General features: G+C 66.4%; 13 protein-coding genes and 1 pseudogene. 6 read left to right on the top strand and 8 right to left on the bottom strand.

The features are described from left to right. From Q0O97_RS16345 to Q0O97_RS16320, 6 genes and pseudogenes are all read right to left on the bottom strand, one after another. Positions 1 to 381 (bottom strand): annotated as a pseudogene (locus Q0O97_RS16345) (hypothetical protein); the annotation flags it as partial. 7 nt (positions 382 to 388) lie between these two features. Next, positions 389 to 1,351, bottom strand: coding sequence for a shikimate dehydrogenase (locus Q0O97_RS16340; RefSeq protein WP_294931836.1), 963 nt, complete (start codon positions 1,349 to 1,351; stop codon positions 389 to 391). Beyond that, positions 1,348 to 2,004 carry a bifunctional 4-hydroxy-2-oxoglutarate aldolase/2-dehydro-3-deoxy-phosphogluconate aldolase gene (gene eda, locus Q0O97_RS16335; protein ID WP_294931833.1) on the bottom strand — a complete coding sequence of 219 codons (657 nt, stop codon included), beginning with the start codon at positions 2,002 to 2,004 and terminating at the stop codon, positions 1,348 to 1,350. The genes Q0O97_RS16340 and eda overlap by 4 nt, the downstream gene beginning before the upstream one ends. Positions 2,005 to 2,014: 10 nt before the next feature. Then, positions 2,015 to 2,641: a glucose-6-phosphate isomerase gene (locus Q0O97_RS16330; protein WP_294931830.1), complete on the bottom strand. Its 627-nt coding sequence runs from the start codon at positions 2,639 to 2,641 to the stop codon at positions 2,015 to 2,017. A gap of 17 nt (positions 2,642 to 2,658) precedes the next feature. Continuing rightward, entirely contained in the window at positions 2,659 to 3,414 is a 756-nt protein-coding gene (locus tag Q0O97_RS16325; RefSeq protein ID WP_294931827.1) for a GolD/DthD family dehydrogenase, read from the bottom strand. Beyond that, positions 3,414 to 4,496 (bottom strand): glycerol dehydrogenase, encoded by a 1,083-nt coding sequence (locus Q0O97_RS16320; protein ID WP_294931823.1) that lies wholly within the window; start codon positions 4,494 to 4,496, stop codon positions 3,414 to 3,416. Before Q0O97_RS16320 ends, Q0O97_RS16325 begins: the two co-directional genes overlap by 1 nt. Before the next feature lie 198 nt (positions 4,497 to 4,694). On the opposite strand from Q0O97_RS16320, the gene Q0O97_RS16315 reads away from it, so the two are divergent. The 4 genes from Q0O97_RS16315 (at position 4,695) to Q0O97_RS16300 (ending at position 9,293) form a co-directional block, all read left to right on the top strand. Beyond that, the gene (locus tag Q0O97_RS16315; RefSeq protein WP_294931820.1) at positions 4,695 to 6,188 is read left to right on the top strand and encodes a sugar ABC transporter ATP-binding protein; all 1,494 of its coding nucleotides are present in this window, start codon (positions 4,695 to 4,697) and stop codon (positions 6,186 to 6,188) included. Continuing rightward, positions 6,185 to 7,189, top strand: coding sequence for an ABC transporter permease (locus Q0O97_RS16310; RefSeq protein ID WP_294931817.1), 1,005 nt, complete (start codon positions 6,185 to 6,187; stop codon positions 7,187 to 7,189). The genes Q0O97_RS16315 and Q0O97_RS16310 overlap by 4 nt, the downstream gene beginning before the upstream one ends. A gap of 38 nt (positions 7,190 to 7,227) precedes the next feature. Continuing rightward, on the top strand, positions 7,228 to 8,487 hold the full coding sequence (locus Q0O97_RS16305) for a sugar ABC transporter substrate-binding protein (RefSeq protein WP_294931814.1): 1,260 nt from the start codon (positions 7,228 to 7,230) through the stop codon (positions 8,485 to 8,487). Between the two features lie 62 nt (positions 8,488 to 8,549). Next, complete coding sequence (locus Q0O97_RS16300; RefSeq protein ID WP_294931811.1) at positions 8,550 to 9,293, top strand: SDR family oxidoreductase; 744 nt, start codon at positions 8,550 to 8,552, stop codon at positions 9,291 to 9,293. 146 nt (positions 9,294 to 9,439) lie between these two features. Here Q0O97_RS16300 and Q0O97_RS16295 read toward each other — a convergent pair whose 3' ends face one another. Together Q0O97_RS16295 and hemB are read right to left on the bottom strand one after the other, a co-directional pair. Beyond that, positions 9,440 to 10,015: a lipid-binding SYLF domain-containing protein gene (locus Q0O97_RS16295; RefSeq protein WP_294931808.1), complete on the bottom strand. Its 576-nt coding sequence runs from the start codon at positions 10,013 to 10,015 to the stop codon at positions 9,440 to 9,442. Positions 10,016 to 10,095: 80 nt separating this feature from the next. After that, positions 10,096 to 11,094, bottom strand: coding sequence for a porphobilinogen synthase (hemB, locus tag Q0O97_RS16290; protein WP_294931804.1), 999 nt, complete (start codon positions 11,092 to 11,094; stop codon positions 10,096 to 10,098). Between the two features lie 163 nt (positions 11,095 to 11,257). Between hemB and Q0O97_RS16285 the strand changes: the two genes are divergently transcribed. Together Q0O97_RS16285 and mfd are read left to right on the top strand one after the other, a co-directional pair. Then, positions 11,258 to 11,818: a hypothetical protein gene (locus Q0O97_RS16285; protein WP_294931801.1), complete on the top strand. Its 561-nt coding sequence runs from the start codon at positions 11,258 to 11,260 to the stop codon at positions 11,816 to 11,818. A gap of 59 nt (positions 11,819 to 11,877) precedes the next feature. Beyond that, on the top strand, positions 11,878 to 15,324 hold the full coding sequence (gene mfd / locus Q0O97_RS16280; protein WP_294931798.1) for a transcription-repair coupling factor: 3,447 nt from the start codon (positions 11,878 to 11,880) through the stop codon (positions 15,322 to 15,324). Positions 15,325 to 15,872: the final 548 nt, after the last annotated feature.

The raw sequence follows: 15,872 nt of genomic DNA, 5'->3' as shown, positions 1-15,872 counted from the left end.
CCGATCCGTCTGCGGGATGCGCCGCAGAAGCGCCAGCATCATCGAGATCGCGAGTTCCGCCACCCCGATGGCATTCGCGCCCTCGGCCCGCAGGACGGCGATGCCGCGCGCCTCGCATTCGGCCAGTGGCAGGTTGTCCACGCCGACGCCGTTGCGCGAAATCGCGCGCAGATCGGTCGCGGTGCGGACGACCTCGGCGGGCACGGGTTCGACCCCCGCCAGCCAGCCGGCGCAGCCGGGCAGAAGGGCGGTCAGGTCCTCGGGCGTGGGCGTCCGGCCTGCCGGGGCAAAGACCAGCTCATATCCCGCGTCTTCCAGCGGGCGCAATTCGGGCGGGCGCAGCTTGGTCAGCGAGCGGGGGGTGATCAGGATACGCGACATGGCCCCCTCACGCCTTGGGTTTCTGGCGGCCCGCCGCATCCGCGATCTGCGAGATGCGGTCGAAATCCGGCCCCGAGGCCGGAATCGCGATATCGAAGACCTCGGCGATCACCTGCGTCCAGCCGTGCAGGAAATAGGTCCAGCCGTCTTCGATCTGAAGGCGCTTCGCAGCCTCTTGCCGCCGGGCCTGCTGAAGAAAGACCAGATCGCCGCGATAGTTCAGATCCCAGACGATCGCGCCTTCGGGGAAATCGGCGGCATCGGTCAGCGGAGAGCCGGGCGCATCCTTGCCCAGCCCCGTCGCGTTGATCACGACCGAGCCGGGCTTCAGCCCCGCCAGCAGCGCGTCGTTCCTGTCGGGGGTATCGGCCAGCGCGTATTCCAGCCGCGCCGGGGTCTCGATCAGGGCATGGACCTTGCGGATTTCGTCCAGGCGCGGCTGCGAGCGGTTCGAAACCACGATCCGCGACGGCACATCCGCGCCCCGCGCGCGACGCATCAGGTGCCACGTGATCGCGATGGTCGAGCCGCCCGCGCCCAGCATCAGCAGTTCCGCCCCGGTTTTCGCGAAGTGATCGGCGGGCAGGAAGCCGTCCAGCGCCAGTCCCGAGGAAATCGGGTCCTTGGCATGGCAGCGCAGCTTGCCGTCGCGTTTCGAGATGCAGCTGGTTTCGTGCATCAACGCCGCATGGGGGTCGATCTCGTCGAACATGTCGCGGCAGGCGGCAAACAGGTCCAGCTTGTGCGTCGTGACCAGCGCGCCCAGCGACAGCGGATCGTCGCGGATGAACTCGACCGCCTCGCGATAGGCGGCGGGGTCGGCGTGCAGCGGGAAATCCATGCCGACGATGGCGGCGTCCTTCAGGCCCAGGAACTCGGCCCATGCGGGAAAGACCCGCATGATGGACGAGGCGCCGGTGGTCACGCCGATGAAATACAGCGTCGGGCGGGTGGCGGGGCGATAGCTCATGCGTGGTCCTCGCGCAGGCGGGCGGCGGTGGCGACGGCCTCGCGGGCCTTGGCGGTGATGGCGGCGAAATCGCCGTTCGCGATATCCTCGCGCGTGGCGATCCATGTGCCACCGACGGCGGCGACTGCGGGAAGCGACAGCCACTCGCCCATATTCGCAAGGCTGACCCCGCCGGTCGGGATGAAGCGCGGTTTCAGATGGGCGAAGGGGGCCGAGATCGCCGAAAGCATCGACGGTCCCCCGGCGGCCTGCGCGGGGAAGAATTTGAACAGCGACAGCCCCTCGGCAATCGCTAGGCTGAGTTCCGACGGCGTCATCACGCCGGGTGCGAAGGGCATGTCGATCTCGCGCGCGGCGGCGGCGATGCGCGGATCGAAGCCCGGCGCAAGACCGAAGCGCGCACCCGCACCCTGCGCGGCGGCAAGGTTCGCGGGCGTCAGGATCGTGCCGGCGCCGGTGATCAACTCGGGCCGGGCACCGGCAAGCGTGGCGATGACCTCGCCCGCCGCGGCGGTGCGGAAGGTGATTTCGGCCACCGGCAACCCGCCCTCCAGCAGGGCATCCGCCAGCGCCAGCGCCTGATCGGCGCGGTCGATGGCGATCACCGGCACGACGCCGAGCATGGCGATCCGGTCGAAAATGGTCTGGGTCATGGCAATCTCCTTACCGGGCCGAGGATTGGACGGCGGCGACCTCGTCAGTGGTGCGCGGGCGATAAAGGTCGTTGTCCCGCGCCACCCAGCCGCCCTTGCCATCGGCATGGACGCGGCTGCGCATCCCGCCCGATTTCGCGATGATTTCGTAATCCTGACCGGAATCCGACGGGTAGCAGAAGAACATCACGAAAGGCTCGGCCCCGGTGTTGACCGAGCGGTGGATCCAGAAGGGCGGCACATAGCAGACGGTCTGCGGGCCGACCTCGACGATGCGGGTCTCGCCTGCGGGGGATTCCATCAGCATCAGCCCCTGGCCCGACATGCCCTGATAGATCTCGGGACGGTTCGCGAGTTTGTGAATATGGCCGCGCGTCATGAAATATTCGTCCCCGATCAAGCCCGGCTGCATACGGGTCACGCCGAAGATCAGGTCGCCCGCCGCTTCGGTCGGCCGGAACTCCTCGACGGCATAGACGATACGCTCGCCCCCTTCGGCCACGGCCTGCGCGAAGGCAGCCTCGTCGCGGTAAAGCCCGTCCAGGTCGGCCAGCCGCTTTTCATAACGTCCGGTCCGGTTGCCGAGCGTTCCATCCGGCAGGCCGATCCGGCAGGCGGTGGGTTTGAATAATTCCAAGATCATGCTCCTTCGTCTCAGCGGATGGTATAGCCGCCGTCGATCGCGAGATTGGCGCCGCTGACCATCGCGGCCTGCGGGCTGGCGAGATAGAGAACCGCCTCGGCGACCTCTTCGGGTTTGGCGAAACGGCCGACGGGAATGGCGGCGCGGGTCTCGACGCCCTTCTGGCCGCCCCAGCTCATCAGCCCCAGTTCGGTCTCGGTCACGGTGGGCGACAGCGCGTTGACGGTAATGCCGCGCTTGCCCCATTCCAGCGCCATGCAGCGCGTCATGCCGAGGATGCCCGCCTTGCTGGTGCAATAGGCGACATGCCCCTCGATCCCGATGGTCGCGGCTTGCGAGGACATGTTGACGATCCGCCCGTAACCCTGCGCCAGCATCGGCGCGGCGGCGGCCTTGGCGAACAGGAAGGCGGCGCGCAGGTTGATGGCCAGCGTCGCGTCCCACAGGTCCAACGGATAATCCTCGGCCGGGGCCAGCGGGCCGATGCCGACGTTGTTGATCAGGATGTCCAGCCGCCCGAAGGCCTCCAGCGCGGCGGCGACGGCGCGGGTGCCGCAATCGTCCTCGCGCACGTCGAGTTGCATGGCGTGGTGCTGGGGTCCCAGTTCGGCGGCGATGGCGCCGATCTTTTCGTCGCGGTCGATCAGGAACAGCTTTGCCCCGCGCGCGGCAAACATCCGCGCGATGGCAAGGCCGATACCAGCTGCCGCGCCGGTGATCAGCACGGGGCTGTCGGTGAAGCCGGTCTCGGGCGTGGGATTGGCCATCACAGCACCTCCCGCGCGAAGGCGTCGAGCGCGAGGATGGCGTCGCGCACCGTATCGACCGTCAGTTCGACCGGGGTGGCAAAGGTGCATTCGCCGGGTGCGAGCGCGGCCTCGGCCACGCGGGTGATATCGTCCCGGCTGGCCTGCCCCAGACCCAGATCGGCCAGCGTCACCGGCAGGCCGAGGTTGCGGCAGAAACGGATCGCTTCCGTGATCTCGGCCAAGTCGCGGTTTTCCAGCATCAGAAGGCACAGCGAGCCGAAGGCGACCTTTTCGCCATGCAGCAGGTGGTGCGTCGCCTCCAGCACGGTCAGCCCGTCATGGATGCCATGCGCCGCCGAGCAGCCGCAGTTCTCGAAGCCCAGCCCGCTCATCAGGATATTGGCCTCGATGATGCGCTCGACCGAGGCGGTGATCCGCCCCTGCCGGGCGGCAGCGACGGCCTTGGGGGCCTCGGCCATCAGCACGTCATGGCAGCGGCGTGCGATGGCAATGCCGACCTCGGTCGGGGGAAAACCGCCCGCGACATAATTCGGCGTTCGCGATTCGAGGTTCGAACGCGCCTCGAACCATGTCGAAAGCGCGTCGCCGATACCCGCGATCAGGAAGCGCACCGGGGCGGCGACGATCAGTTCCGAATCGACCAGCACCACATCGGGATTGCGCGGCAGGCGCAGCGATTCCTCGTAGACGCCTTCCTCGGTATAGCGCACCGCCACCGCCGAACAGGGCGCATCGGTCGAGGCGATGGTCGGCAGGACGACGATGCGCGCCCCGGTCTGGACGGCGGCGATCTTGGCCGTGTCGATGGCCTTGCCGCCACCCGCACCGATCACCACCTGCGCGCCGGTTTCGCGGATCGCCGCGACGACACGGGCGATTTCGGCAGCCGAACATTCGCCGTTGAAGGCCATGATATCCAGACCTGCAATTCCGCCCGCCGCCTTAGTCAACCGGTCGAGGACGGCGCGGTCGGCCAACATCAGGAAACGATCGCCCAAAGGCGTCAGGTGCTGTTCCAGACAGGCGATCTCGCCCCGGCGCTGGATGTATTTCCCCGGCCCCCCGAATGCGCGTGACATTTCGTTCCTCCTCATGCCATGCAGTAGTAATGCTACGTATTCAACCTGACATATCCCCTTGTCAATAAAAATATGCTCACAAATTTTGCGAAATATTGTTGTTGACAGAATTAAAGAAGTAACATTACTACCTAAATGGCGATGGAGGGGCGGGCTTGCGAATCGTAACCCCTGCCGTGGACGCCGAAGGGAGAGGGCATGGCAAACAGCCTGGAAATGGTTTCCATCTCAAAGCATTTCGGGGGTATCCGCGCCCTCGAAAATGTCGGCTTCGCGGCGCATGGCGGCGAGGTTCACGCTCTGCTGGGCGAGAACGGGGCCGGAAAGTCGACGCTGATGCGGGTGCTGTCGGGCGATCATCAGCCCGATACGGGCGAGGTGATCCTGGACGGCGAACGGCTGGTCCTGTCCAATCCGCGCGTCGCCCGCGACCACGGCATCGCCGTCATCTATCAGGAATTCGCGCTTTGCGATCACATGAGCGTCGCGGAAAACATCTTCATCGACGATCTGGCCTTCGGCAGGCGCTTCATCGACTGGAAGGCGCTGCGCAGCCGCGCGGCGGAACTGGTCGCCAGCCTCGGGCTGGCCGATCTGGACGTGACGCGCCCCGTATCCGACCTGTCGGTGGCCGAACAGCAGATCGTCGAGATCTGCAAGGCGCTGCGCCGCGAATCGCGCGTCATCGTCTTCGACGAACCTTCCGCCGTGCTGACCGAGCGCGAGACGCAGCAGCTTTTCCGCCTGATCCGCCGCCTTCGCGACGAAGGGGTCTGCGTCATCTATATTTCGCACCGGCTTGAGGAAGTCTTCGCCATCTGCGACCGCGCCACGATCATGAAGGACGGGCGCCGCGTCGATACCGTCCGGATCGCCGACATCGACCAGACCCGCCTTGTCGAGATGATGGTGGGCCGCGAACTGGCCCATGTCTTTCCGCCACGCCACGCCACCATCGGCGCCCCCGTGCTGGAGGTCGCGAACCTGCGCCTGCCCAGACTGGTCGAGGACGTCAGCTTCACCGTGCGCGCCGGCGAGGTGCTGGGCTTTTACGGTCTCATCGGCGCGGGCCGCACCGAGGTCATGCGCGCCGTCTTCGGCGCGGATCGCATGGCCGGCGGCGAGGTCCGCCTGAAAGGCCGCGCCATCGCCAACCGCAGCCCCGGCGAAGGGGTCTCGAACGGCATCGGCATGGTTCCCGAGGACCGCAAGGGCCAGGGCGTGCTGCTGGACCTGTCCATCGCCACCAATATCATGCTGCGCCGCCGCAACGATACGACGCGCGCCGGGGGCGTGCTGAACCTGGGCGCGGAAACCGAGCAGGTGAACCGCATGATCCGCGCGCTGCGCATCAAGACGCCGGGCGGCGCGCCCGCGGTCTCGACGCTTTCGGGCGGCAACCAGCAGAAGGTCGCGCTGGCGAAATGGATGGCGACCGAGCTTGAGGTGCTGATCCTCGACGAGCCGACGCGCGGCGTCGATGTCGGCGCGAAATCCGAAATCTACCAGATCGTCAACGATGTCGCCGAGCGCGGCCTCGCGGTGATCGTCATCTCCTCGGACCTGCCGGAACTGATCGGCATCGCCGACCGCATCGCCGTCATGCGCGCGGGCGCGATCACCGGCGAACTTGGCGGGGACGAGATGAACGAAGAGGCGTTGATCGCGCTTGCAATGGGGGTAAAGCAATGACCGTGACACAGGCCCAGAGACCGGGCGGCGCGACCCGGATCGGCCGGATTCTTCTGCAAAACAGTTCCATCGTGATGCTGGTGATCCTGGTCTTCGCCTCGGCGATGCTGTCCGACGCCTTCCTGTCGCGGGGCAACCTGTTCAACCTGCTGCGGCAATTGACGCCGCTTTTGCTGATCAGCATCGGGATGCTGCTGGTCATCAACACCGGCGGCATCGACCTGTCGGTGGGTGCCGTCGCGGCGGCAGGGGGGCTTGCGGTGGCGCTGCTTTTGCCGTCCATGCCCTTCGACGGCTGGTTCGCTGTGGCGGCGGGCACCTGCGCGATCCTGATCTTCGGCGGGTTGCTGGGGGCCTTCAACGGCGCGCTGATCGCGTGGTTCCAGCTTGCGCCATTCGTGGTGACGCTGGCGATGATGACCATCGCGCGCGGCATGACCTACATGATGTCGAACGGCCAGCCGGTGCGCCTGCCCTACGAGTCGCGCGCCTCGGAAATCCTCGACAGCTTCGGCAGCGCCGGGATGCCGGGGCTGATGCTGCCCTGGCCGGTGGTGCTGTCCATCGTCGTGATCGCCTTCTTCTGGTTCGTGATGCACCGCACCGTCTTTGGCCGCATGGTCATCGCCACCGGCAGCAACGAGACCGCCGTGCGGTTGGCCGGCATCGCGCATCGCCGCTATATCTTCGCGGTCTATGTGATCTGCGGCGCGCTTTCGGCGCTGGCGGGGGTGGTCGTGACCTCGCGCACCGGGGTCGGCACGCCGATCACCGGCGTGGGGTTCGAACTCGACGCCATCGCGGCCTGCGTCATCGGCGGCGCACGGCTGTCGGGCGGCAAGGGCACCGTCGTCAATACCGTGATCGGCGTGCTGGTTCTGGGCCTGATCGGAAACATCATGAACCTGATGAGCGTGCCGTCCTATCCCCAGCAGATCATCAAGGGCCTGATCATCATCGCGGCGGTCATGCTGCAACGCTTCGGCCGCGACAGCCGCTGAGCCCCTTTTACCCTTTTTCATCCACGGGAGGAAAACCGATGAAAAACCGCAATACCACCCTGGCGCTGCTGATGGCCTCGGCCATGACGCTGCCCGCAGGCTTCGCTGCGGCGCAGGACGATGCCGACAAGCCCGAGATCTACAGGCTGATGCCCGACACTGCGCTGTCGGGGCTGGTCGATCCCTATATGCCCGACCGCACCGATATCGAAAAGGCATGGCCGAAAGAGCCCGCCGATCCCGACGACATCAAGGTCGGCTGGACCGAGATCACCATGGGCAACCCCTTCTTCGTCGAGCTGATCAAGGGGGCCGAGCGCGCAGCCGCCGACACCAACCTGTCGCTGGACGTTCAGGTGGCCGATGGCGACCTGCAACGCCAATGCGCCCATATCGACACCTTCATCACGCAGGGCAAGGACGTGATCGTGGTCGATCCGACCGATACGCTGGGCGTGGCGTCCTGCATCAACCGCGCGGTGGATGCCGGTATCCCGGTCGTCGCCATCGGGACCGTTCCCTCGGACCGCGCGCGGGTGCTGACCACGATCACGCCCAACCCCTATGAAAACGGCTTCGGCGCGGGCGAATATATCGCGCAGGATGCTGGCACCGATCCCATTACCGGCGCGCTGATCATCGGCGTGGTCGGCAACTCGACCTCGGAAAGCCGCCTCAACGGCATGGTTTCGGGGATCGTCTGGCAGCGGGTGCAGGATCTGGGGCTGGACATGACGCGCGAGGACGCGATGCTGCGCGGCTACGAACTGTTCCAGCAGGCCAAGCAGAGCGGCACCTTCAACGACGAGGAACTGGGCTTTCAGGTCGTGACCATGGCCGAGGGCAACTGGACCGAGGAAGGCGGGCTTGCCGCCGCCGAGGACATCCTGACCGCACACGGCAGCCGCCTGACCCATATCATCGCCGACAACGACTGGATGGGTATCGGCAGCCTGCGCGCCTTGCGCAACACCGGAACCGAAGGCGTCAAGGTCGCCACCTCGGCCGATGGCGCGCGGCTGGCGCTGGAAGAGATCAAGAAGGGCAACCTGCTGGTCACCGGCACCTTCTCGGGCGAACAGATGGGCGTCTCGACCGTGGCCTTCCTGGACCAGATCTTCAACGAAGGGCTGGAGGCGCAGAACCTGCCGCTGGGGTCGTATTTCCCGGCCTATGCGATCACGCCCGAAAACGTGGACGATTTCATCGACCCGAACCCCGAGAACCAGTTCTACAAATACGAGGTCTCGCCGGTTCTGAACATCGAGGAAATCCGCGCGCAGGCCGCGGCCGAGTAACGCAGGCGGGCCGGGGGCAGGCGTCCCCGGCCCCCTCATCTCTTCATAGCGGAGCAGGGACGATGAACGAAGCGACCCCCACACAGGCGAAACCCCTTGTCATGATCACCGGCGCCAGCGCGGGCATCGGCGCCGAGATCGCGCGCACCTTCTCGGAGGCGGGCCATCCGCTGCTGCTGCTGGCGCGGCGGCGAGAGAAGCTGCTGGAACTGGGCCTGCCCGATGCCGTCTGCTGCGAGGCCGACGTGCGCGACCGCGCCGCCATCGCCGCCGCCATCGCCGAGGGCGAGGCGCGCTTCGGCCCCGTGGACCTGCTGGTCAACAATGCGGGGATTTCGCGGCTGGCGCGGCTGGACGATCAGGACCCCGAGGAATGGCGCGAGTTGATCGACATCAACGTGACCGGGGTGCTGAACTGCATGCACGCGCTCTTGCCGAAGATGAAGGCGCGCAGGCATGGCACCATCGTCAACATCTCGTCCATCGCGGGGCGCAAGGTCTATCCCTTTCACGACGTTTACGGCGGCACCAAGCATTTCGTCCATGCCGTCAGCGAAGGCGCGCGCGGCGCGGCGGCGGAACACAATGTGCGCGTGATGACCGTCTCGCCCGGCATCACGAAATCCGAGATCGACAAGACCATCACCGATCCCGCCGCCTTCGCGGTCTGGTCCGCCGACCGCGACCGCATGGAAGGCGGCATCGATGCCGGGCATGTCGCCCGGACGATCCTTTTCGCTTATCAACTGCCCCAATCGGTCAATCTGCACGAGATGACGATTACAGCAACCGCACAGGCCTATTGATTGCTTGACAGGCGGGCTCAAGAGGCTGCCGTTACCCGTCATCAGACCTCGTGCCAAGCTGGTCTCCATCGCAGATGCCGGCTTGAATCACGAGAAGCCCGACACGGGAATCCCTTTTCGGCAACGCGGCCTAAAATCCCGTGCCCTCAGAATGTCGAGGGGATGATGCGGGTGTATTTCGTGCCCGCGATCGTCGCGCCCGCCATCAGGCCGGATTGGCCGAAGATCATCGCCACCACCGGCTGCTGCACGGAAATCGTGTCCGCGCCCATCGCCTGACCGCCGGCGGGCAGGGCGTAATAGGCCCCCGCCTCGGCCACCCAACCGGGGTTGTTGCGGAAATTCGACAGCGATTCAGGCGTCTGGAAGATCAGCACATGCGCATATTGCTGCGCGCCGATCTGGAAGCCGACGCTGGCCTGCGTGGCCGAATAGTAATCGACCGTTGCGTCGTTGATCCGCAGCGCACCTTGCCCATAGGCGCCGCCAAAGCCGATCCCGGCCTCGGTCATCAGCGGCATGTAGAGGACGCCGCGCGCGTTCTGGATCATCGGCGCGGTGGCCGGATAGGCTTGCAGCAGGTGGTCGCGCGTCGCATTGACCCGCGCGTCCAGCCGGGCGGCGGCGTTTTCACCCACCGCGTTCGAGCATCCGGCAAGCAGGGCCGTCGCCATGCCGCCCGCGATGAACGACCGGCGCGACGGGCTGAGGTTCTTGGTCATTCTTGTCCCGTTCCGTTCTGGCGGCCCCGTTTCGCAAGCAGGCCGCTATCCATGCCCGAATCCTAGGGGCTTTTGTCCCATTACGCCAGCAATTCGGCGACCTGCGGCGCGTAATAGGTCAGGATGCCGTCGCAGCCCGCGCGGCGGAAGGCCAGCAGGCTTTCGGCCACCACGTCGCGCGACAGCCAACCGTTGCGGATCGCGCCTTCCAGCATCGCATATTCGCCGCTGACCTGATAGGCAAAGGTCGGGGCTGCGAAACGGTCCTTTACCTCGCGGCAGATGTCCAGGTAGGGCAGGCCGGGCTTGACCATGACCATGTCCGCGCCCTCGGCCAGGTCGCGCGCGACGCAGCGCAGGGCCTCGGCCCGGTTGGCGGGGTCGATCTGATAGGTTTTCTTGTCGCCGACCAGACGCCCGGATGCGCCCACCGCATCGCGGAACGGCCCATAGAAGCCGCTGGCGTATTTCGCCGAATAGGACATGATCGTGACATCCTGATGCCCCGCGCCTTCCAGCGCGCTGCGCAGCGCGCCGATGCGCCCGTCCATCATGTCCGAGGGGCCGAGGATGTCCGCCCCCGCCTCGGCCTGCGCCAGCGCCATCCTGACCAGCGCCTCGACGGTTTCGTCGTTCACGATCACGCCGCCCTGGACGAATCCGTCATGGCCGTTGATGTTGTAGGGGTCCAGCGCGATATCGGTCATCACGGCCAGATCGGGCGCGACGTCCTTGATCGCGCGGATGGCGCGGTTGCCGATGTTCTCGGGGTCCCATGCGCGTTCGCAGCCTTCGGTCTTTTTGTCGGGATCGGAATGGGGAAAGATGCAGATCGCCGGGATGCCCAGTTTCGCCGCGCGTTCGGCGGCGCGGCGGGCGCCGTCCAGCGTCAGGCGTTCAACGCCGGGCATCGAGGGGATCTCGCCCTCGCCACCCGCGACCTCGGTCACGAAGATCGGCCAGATCAGGTTGCCCACGCCAAGCGTGGTCTCGGACGTCATCGCGCGCAGGGCAGGGGTGCGGCGCAATCGGCGTGGGCGGGCGGCGGGGAACGGGGCGAGGATCGGGTTGGCGGACATGCGGGGCCTTCCATCGGGGCTGTCTGGATCGCGCCGATCCTGCACCCTGCCGCGCCGGGGCGCAACCCGCCCGAGCCGACGGAAAAGGCGGGCTTTTACGGTTTCCCTTGGCCGCGCGCCGGGCTAGTGTGCCGGTCGCGCGCCCCATGAGATGAGAGGTCCCGTGCCCCTGTTCGATGGTCTGCTGGGTTTGCTGGACAGCCGGTCCTTCACCACGATCTGGTTCTGGCTGATGCTGGCCACCGTCTGGTCGATGGCCGGGCGCAATGTGCTGGGCGTGCCCATCGACGTGATCCGCAGCGCCGCGAAACCCGAAGGTCCCGGCGACCGGCCCGAGGCGCTGGCGCTGCTGGACTGGCTGTCGCTGATGCTGCCGCGCTGGCGGGTCGCCTCGCAGGAAGGAAGCTGGCTGACGGGCATTGCCGCCTTTGCGCTGACCTTGCTGGCGATGCTTGGCTTCGGCTACGGGCTGGAAATGGCGCAGGCGCTTTTCCTGCTGGCCGCGCCCCTTGGCATCGTCGCGCTGATGAATCTGCGCCTTGCGCGCGTCCTGCGCGTGATCCTGTCGCAGGCGCAGGCGGGGCAGAGCGCGCCGAACAGGGCCGCCGCCGATGCCTCGCGCCGGATGCGGCGGCACCGGATCGCGGTGACGGCGATCTCGGTCCTGGTGGTGGGGGTCACGGCCTTCTGGGGGACGCTGTGGATGCTGGCGCGCCCTTTCTAGCCGCGATGAATCCGATACCGCCACTTGACTCTTGCCGCGATCCGAATAGGTCAGCTTCCATGTCCGAACAAATCGTCCTGTCAGGCGCCCCCGAGGGCATGGACACCGCCCTTCTTGCCCGCGAACTGGCAAAAGGCGCGCCGGTGATCCATGTCGCGCGCGACGACCGGCGCATGGCCGCGATGCGCGCCGCGCTGGCGTTCTTCGCGCCCAAGGCCGTGGTGCTGGACTTTCCCGCCTGGGATACGACGCCCTATGACCGGATTTCGCCCGCCGGGGGGATCATGGCGGCCCGCATGGCGGTGCTGAGCGCGCTTGCACAGGGCGCGATCCGCGGGCCTTTCGTGCTGCTGACGACGCTGAACGCGGCCATGCAGCGCGTTCCCGCGCAAGACAGCCTGCGCGGCGCGGGCTTTTCGGCTGCGGTGGGCGACCGCATGGACGAAACCGCGCTGCGGGCCTTTCTGGTGCGCATGGGCTTTTCGCAATCGCCCACCGTGACCGAGCCGGGCGACTATGCCCTGCGCGGCGGTATCATCGACATCTATCCCCCCGGCGAAAGCGGGCCGATCCGGCTGGACATGTTCGGCGATGTGCTGGACGGCGCGCGCCGCTTCGACCCCGAGACGCAGCGCACCACCGACAAGCTGGACCGGGTCGAGCTGGCACCCATGTCCGAGGTCATCCTGGACGAATCCGCCATCACCCGCTTCCGCCAGAACTACCGGGCCGAATTCGGCGGCGGTGCGAACGATCCGCTGTATGAAGGCATCAGCGCGGGCCGCAAGATGGCGGGGATGGAGCATTGGCTGCCGTGGTTCCACGACCGGCTTGAGAGCCTGTTCGACTATCTGCCGCAGGCCAGCGTGATGCTGGACGATCATCTCGACCAGGTGGTCGATGCGCGCTGGCACATGATCGGCGAACAATATGCCGCCCGGCGCGAGGCGCTGGGCCGCAAGGGCGCGACCGATACGCCCTATCGCCCCGTCCCGCCCGAGGCGCTTTATCCCCCGCAAGACGAATGGCAGGGCTGGCTGGCGGCGCGGCGCTGTCTGCGGCTGTCGGTGCTGCCCCAGCCTCCGGGTCCGGGGGTGCTGGATGCGGGCGGTCGCGTGGGCCGCAATTTCGCGCCTGAACGGCAGTCCGAAAAGATCAACCTGTTCGCCGCCCTTGCCGAACATGTCGGCAAGCTGCGCGCCTCGGGCCGGGTCGTCATCGCCAGTTTCTCGGAAGGCGCGCGCGAGCGTCTGGCCGGGCTGATCGCGGATGAGGGGATCGAAGGCGCGGTTCCCATCCGCGACATTGGCCAGCTTGGGACGCAGAAGGGCGCGCTTGGTCTGGCGGTCTGGCCGCTTGAGGAAGGCTTTGTCTCGGACGGCCAGGCGACCGGGGCGCTCGCGGTCATCTCGGAACAGGACGTGCTGGGCGACCGCCTGATCCGCGGTGCGAAGAAGCGCCGCCGGGCCGAGAATTTCCTGCGCGACACCACCACCCTGACCCCCGGCGATCTGGTCGTGCATGTCGAACACGGGATCGGGCGCTATACCGGGCTGGAAACCATCACCGCCGCCGGGGTGCCCCATGATTGCGTCGCGCTGGAATATGCCGGTGGCGACCGGCTGTTCCTGCCCGTCGAGAATATCGAGCTGCTGACCCGCTACGGTCACGAGGAAGGGCTGCTGGATCGCCTTGGCGGCGGCGCATGGCAGGCCCGCAAGGCGCGGCTGAAGGAACGCATCCGCCAGATCGCCGACCGGCTGATGCGCATCGCGGCCGAGCGCCTGCTGCGTCCCGCCCCCGTGCTGGAACCCGCCCATCACGAGGCCGAAAGCTTTGCCGCGCGCTTTCCCTATACCGAGACCGACGACCAGGCCACCGCGATCGAGGATGTCGCGAGCGACCTGGCCGCCGGTCGGCCAATGGACCGGCTGATCGTCGGCGACGTGGGTTTCGGCAAGACCGAGGTGGCCATGCGCGCGGCCTTCATCGCTGCATCGCAGGGCATGCAGGTTGCCGTCATCGCCCCCACGACCCTGCTGGCCCGCCAGCATTACAAGAGCTTTGCCGAACGCTTTCGCGGCACCGCGATCAACGTCCGCCCGCTGTCGCGCTTCGTTTCCGCCCGCGATGCGGCGGAAACCCGCAAGGGGCTGGCCGAAGGCACGGTCGATATCGTCGTCGGCACCCATGCCGTGCTGGCCAAGCAGGTCCGTTTCAAGAACCTCGGCCTGCTGATCGTCGATGAGGAACAACATTTCGGCGTCGGCCACAAGGAACGCCTGAAGGAGTTGCGCAGCGATGTCCACGTCCTGACCCTGACCGCAACGCCCATCCCGCGCACGCTGCAACTGTCGCTGACAGGCGTTCGGGACCTGTCGATCATCGGCACGCCGCCGGTGGACCGGCTGGCGATCCGCACCTATGTCAGCGAATTCGACACCGTCACCATCCGCGAGGCCCTGCTGCGCGAGAAATATCGCGGCGGCCAAAGCTTCTTCGTCGTGCCGCGCCTGTCCGACCTGCCCGATGTCGAGGACTGGCTGAAGGAAAACCTGCCCGAGGCCAGCTATCTCGTCGCCCACGGCCAGTTGGCGGCGGGCGATCTGGACCAGCGGATGAATGCCTTTTACGATGGGCAATTCGACATCCTGCTGGCGACGACCATCGTCGAAAGCGGGCTGGATATTCCCACCGCCAACACGATGGTCGTCTGGCGCGCCGACATGTTCGGGCTGGCGCAGCTTTACCAGATCCGGGGCAGGGTCGGGCGGTCCAAGACGCGCGCCTATTGCTATCTGACGACGAAACCGCGCGTGCCGCTGACCCCGCAGGCGATGCGGCGGCTGAAGTTCCTGGGTTCCATCGACAGCCTGGGTGCGGGGTTCAACCTGGCCTCGCAGGACCTGGACCTGCGCGGCGCGGGCAACCTGCTGGGCGAGGAACAATCGGGCCATATCAAGGAGGTGGGGTTCGAACTTTATCAGCAGATGCTGGAGGAAACCATCGCCAAGCTGAAATCGGGCGAGATCGAGGGCACGCCCGAAGACGATTGGGCGCCGCAGTTGAACCTTGGCGTGCCGGTGACGATTCCCGAAAGCTACATCCCCGATCTGGACGTGCGGCTTGGGCTTTATCGCCGCCTGTCGCAGCTTGCGACGAAGGTCGAGCTGGAAGGTTTCGCCGCCGAACTGATCGACCGCTTCGGCCCGCTGCCGCGCGAGGTGAACACCCTGCTGCTGGTCATCCGCATCAAGGCGATGGCCAAGCGCGCCAATATCGCGCGGCTGGACGCCGGTCCCAAGGGCGCGACGGTGCAGTTCCACATGGACAAGTTCCCCAACCCCGCCGGGCTGGTCGAATTCCTGAACGACCAGCGTGGGCTGGCCAAGGTCACGGACAACAAGATCGTGCTGCGCCGGGACTGGAAAAGCGACGCCGACCGCATCAAGGGCGCCTTCGCCATCGCGCGTGATCTTGCAGCCAAGCTCAAGGCCGGGAAATAGGCGGCTTTCGTTTCGGGTGTGCTTGGGCAGGAGCCGGAATGCGGTTTGCGCAGCGGAGATCGGGCGGTTTGAGTCCGTAGCGGACTTTCAGCTCAGGGAACCATCACTATTGCACCCATAGCGGCGTGAAGGAGGACAGTGTAACCATGGGGGAGGTTGACATAGCGATGGGTAAGATATTCGGGCTGTCAGCCCTCTGAACAGGCTGGTAGCGATCAGGGTGTCATCCAGCCCCTCAGGGAGATGTGGCACACACGCGGCTGGCAGCCTCATTGCACGGGCGGAGGTCGGGTTGGACCCCGACGCCGCCGATGCTGTTTGCTCTTTACTTGATGGGTCGCAGCTGTTCGCAGGCGCCAAGCGCCATAGGTCGAATATTGTCCTGCACTGTCCTGGCCCTGCCGGGTGACGATCCCTGGCTCCGGCCGGCGCTGCCGACCTCCGCCCGAGCTTGACAGGGCGATGCTCCTTCTGAACGGGTGGTGTGTTTGATCTAGGCGGCGTCTTCATTTAGGCGATCCATGCCATAGTGCAGGCGAGATCGACGA

Source organism: uncultured Paracoccus sp., assembly GCF_945915435.1.
Taxonomy (GTDB): domain Bacteria; phylum Pseudomonadota; class Alphaproteobacteria; order Rhodobacterales; family Rhodobacteraceae; genus Paracoccus.
Note: the sequence above shows the minus strand (reverse complement) of the source record. Positions and strands in the feature narration are given on the sequence as shown.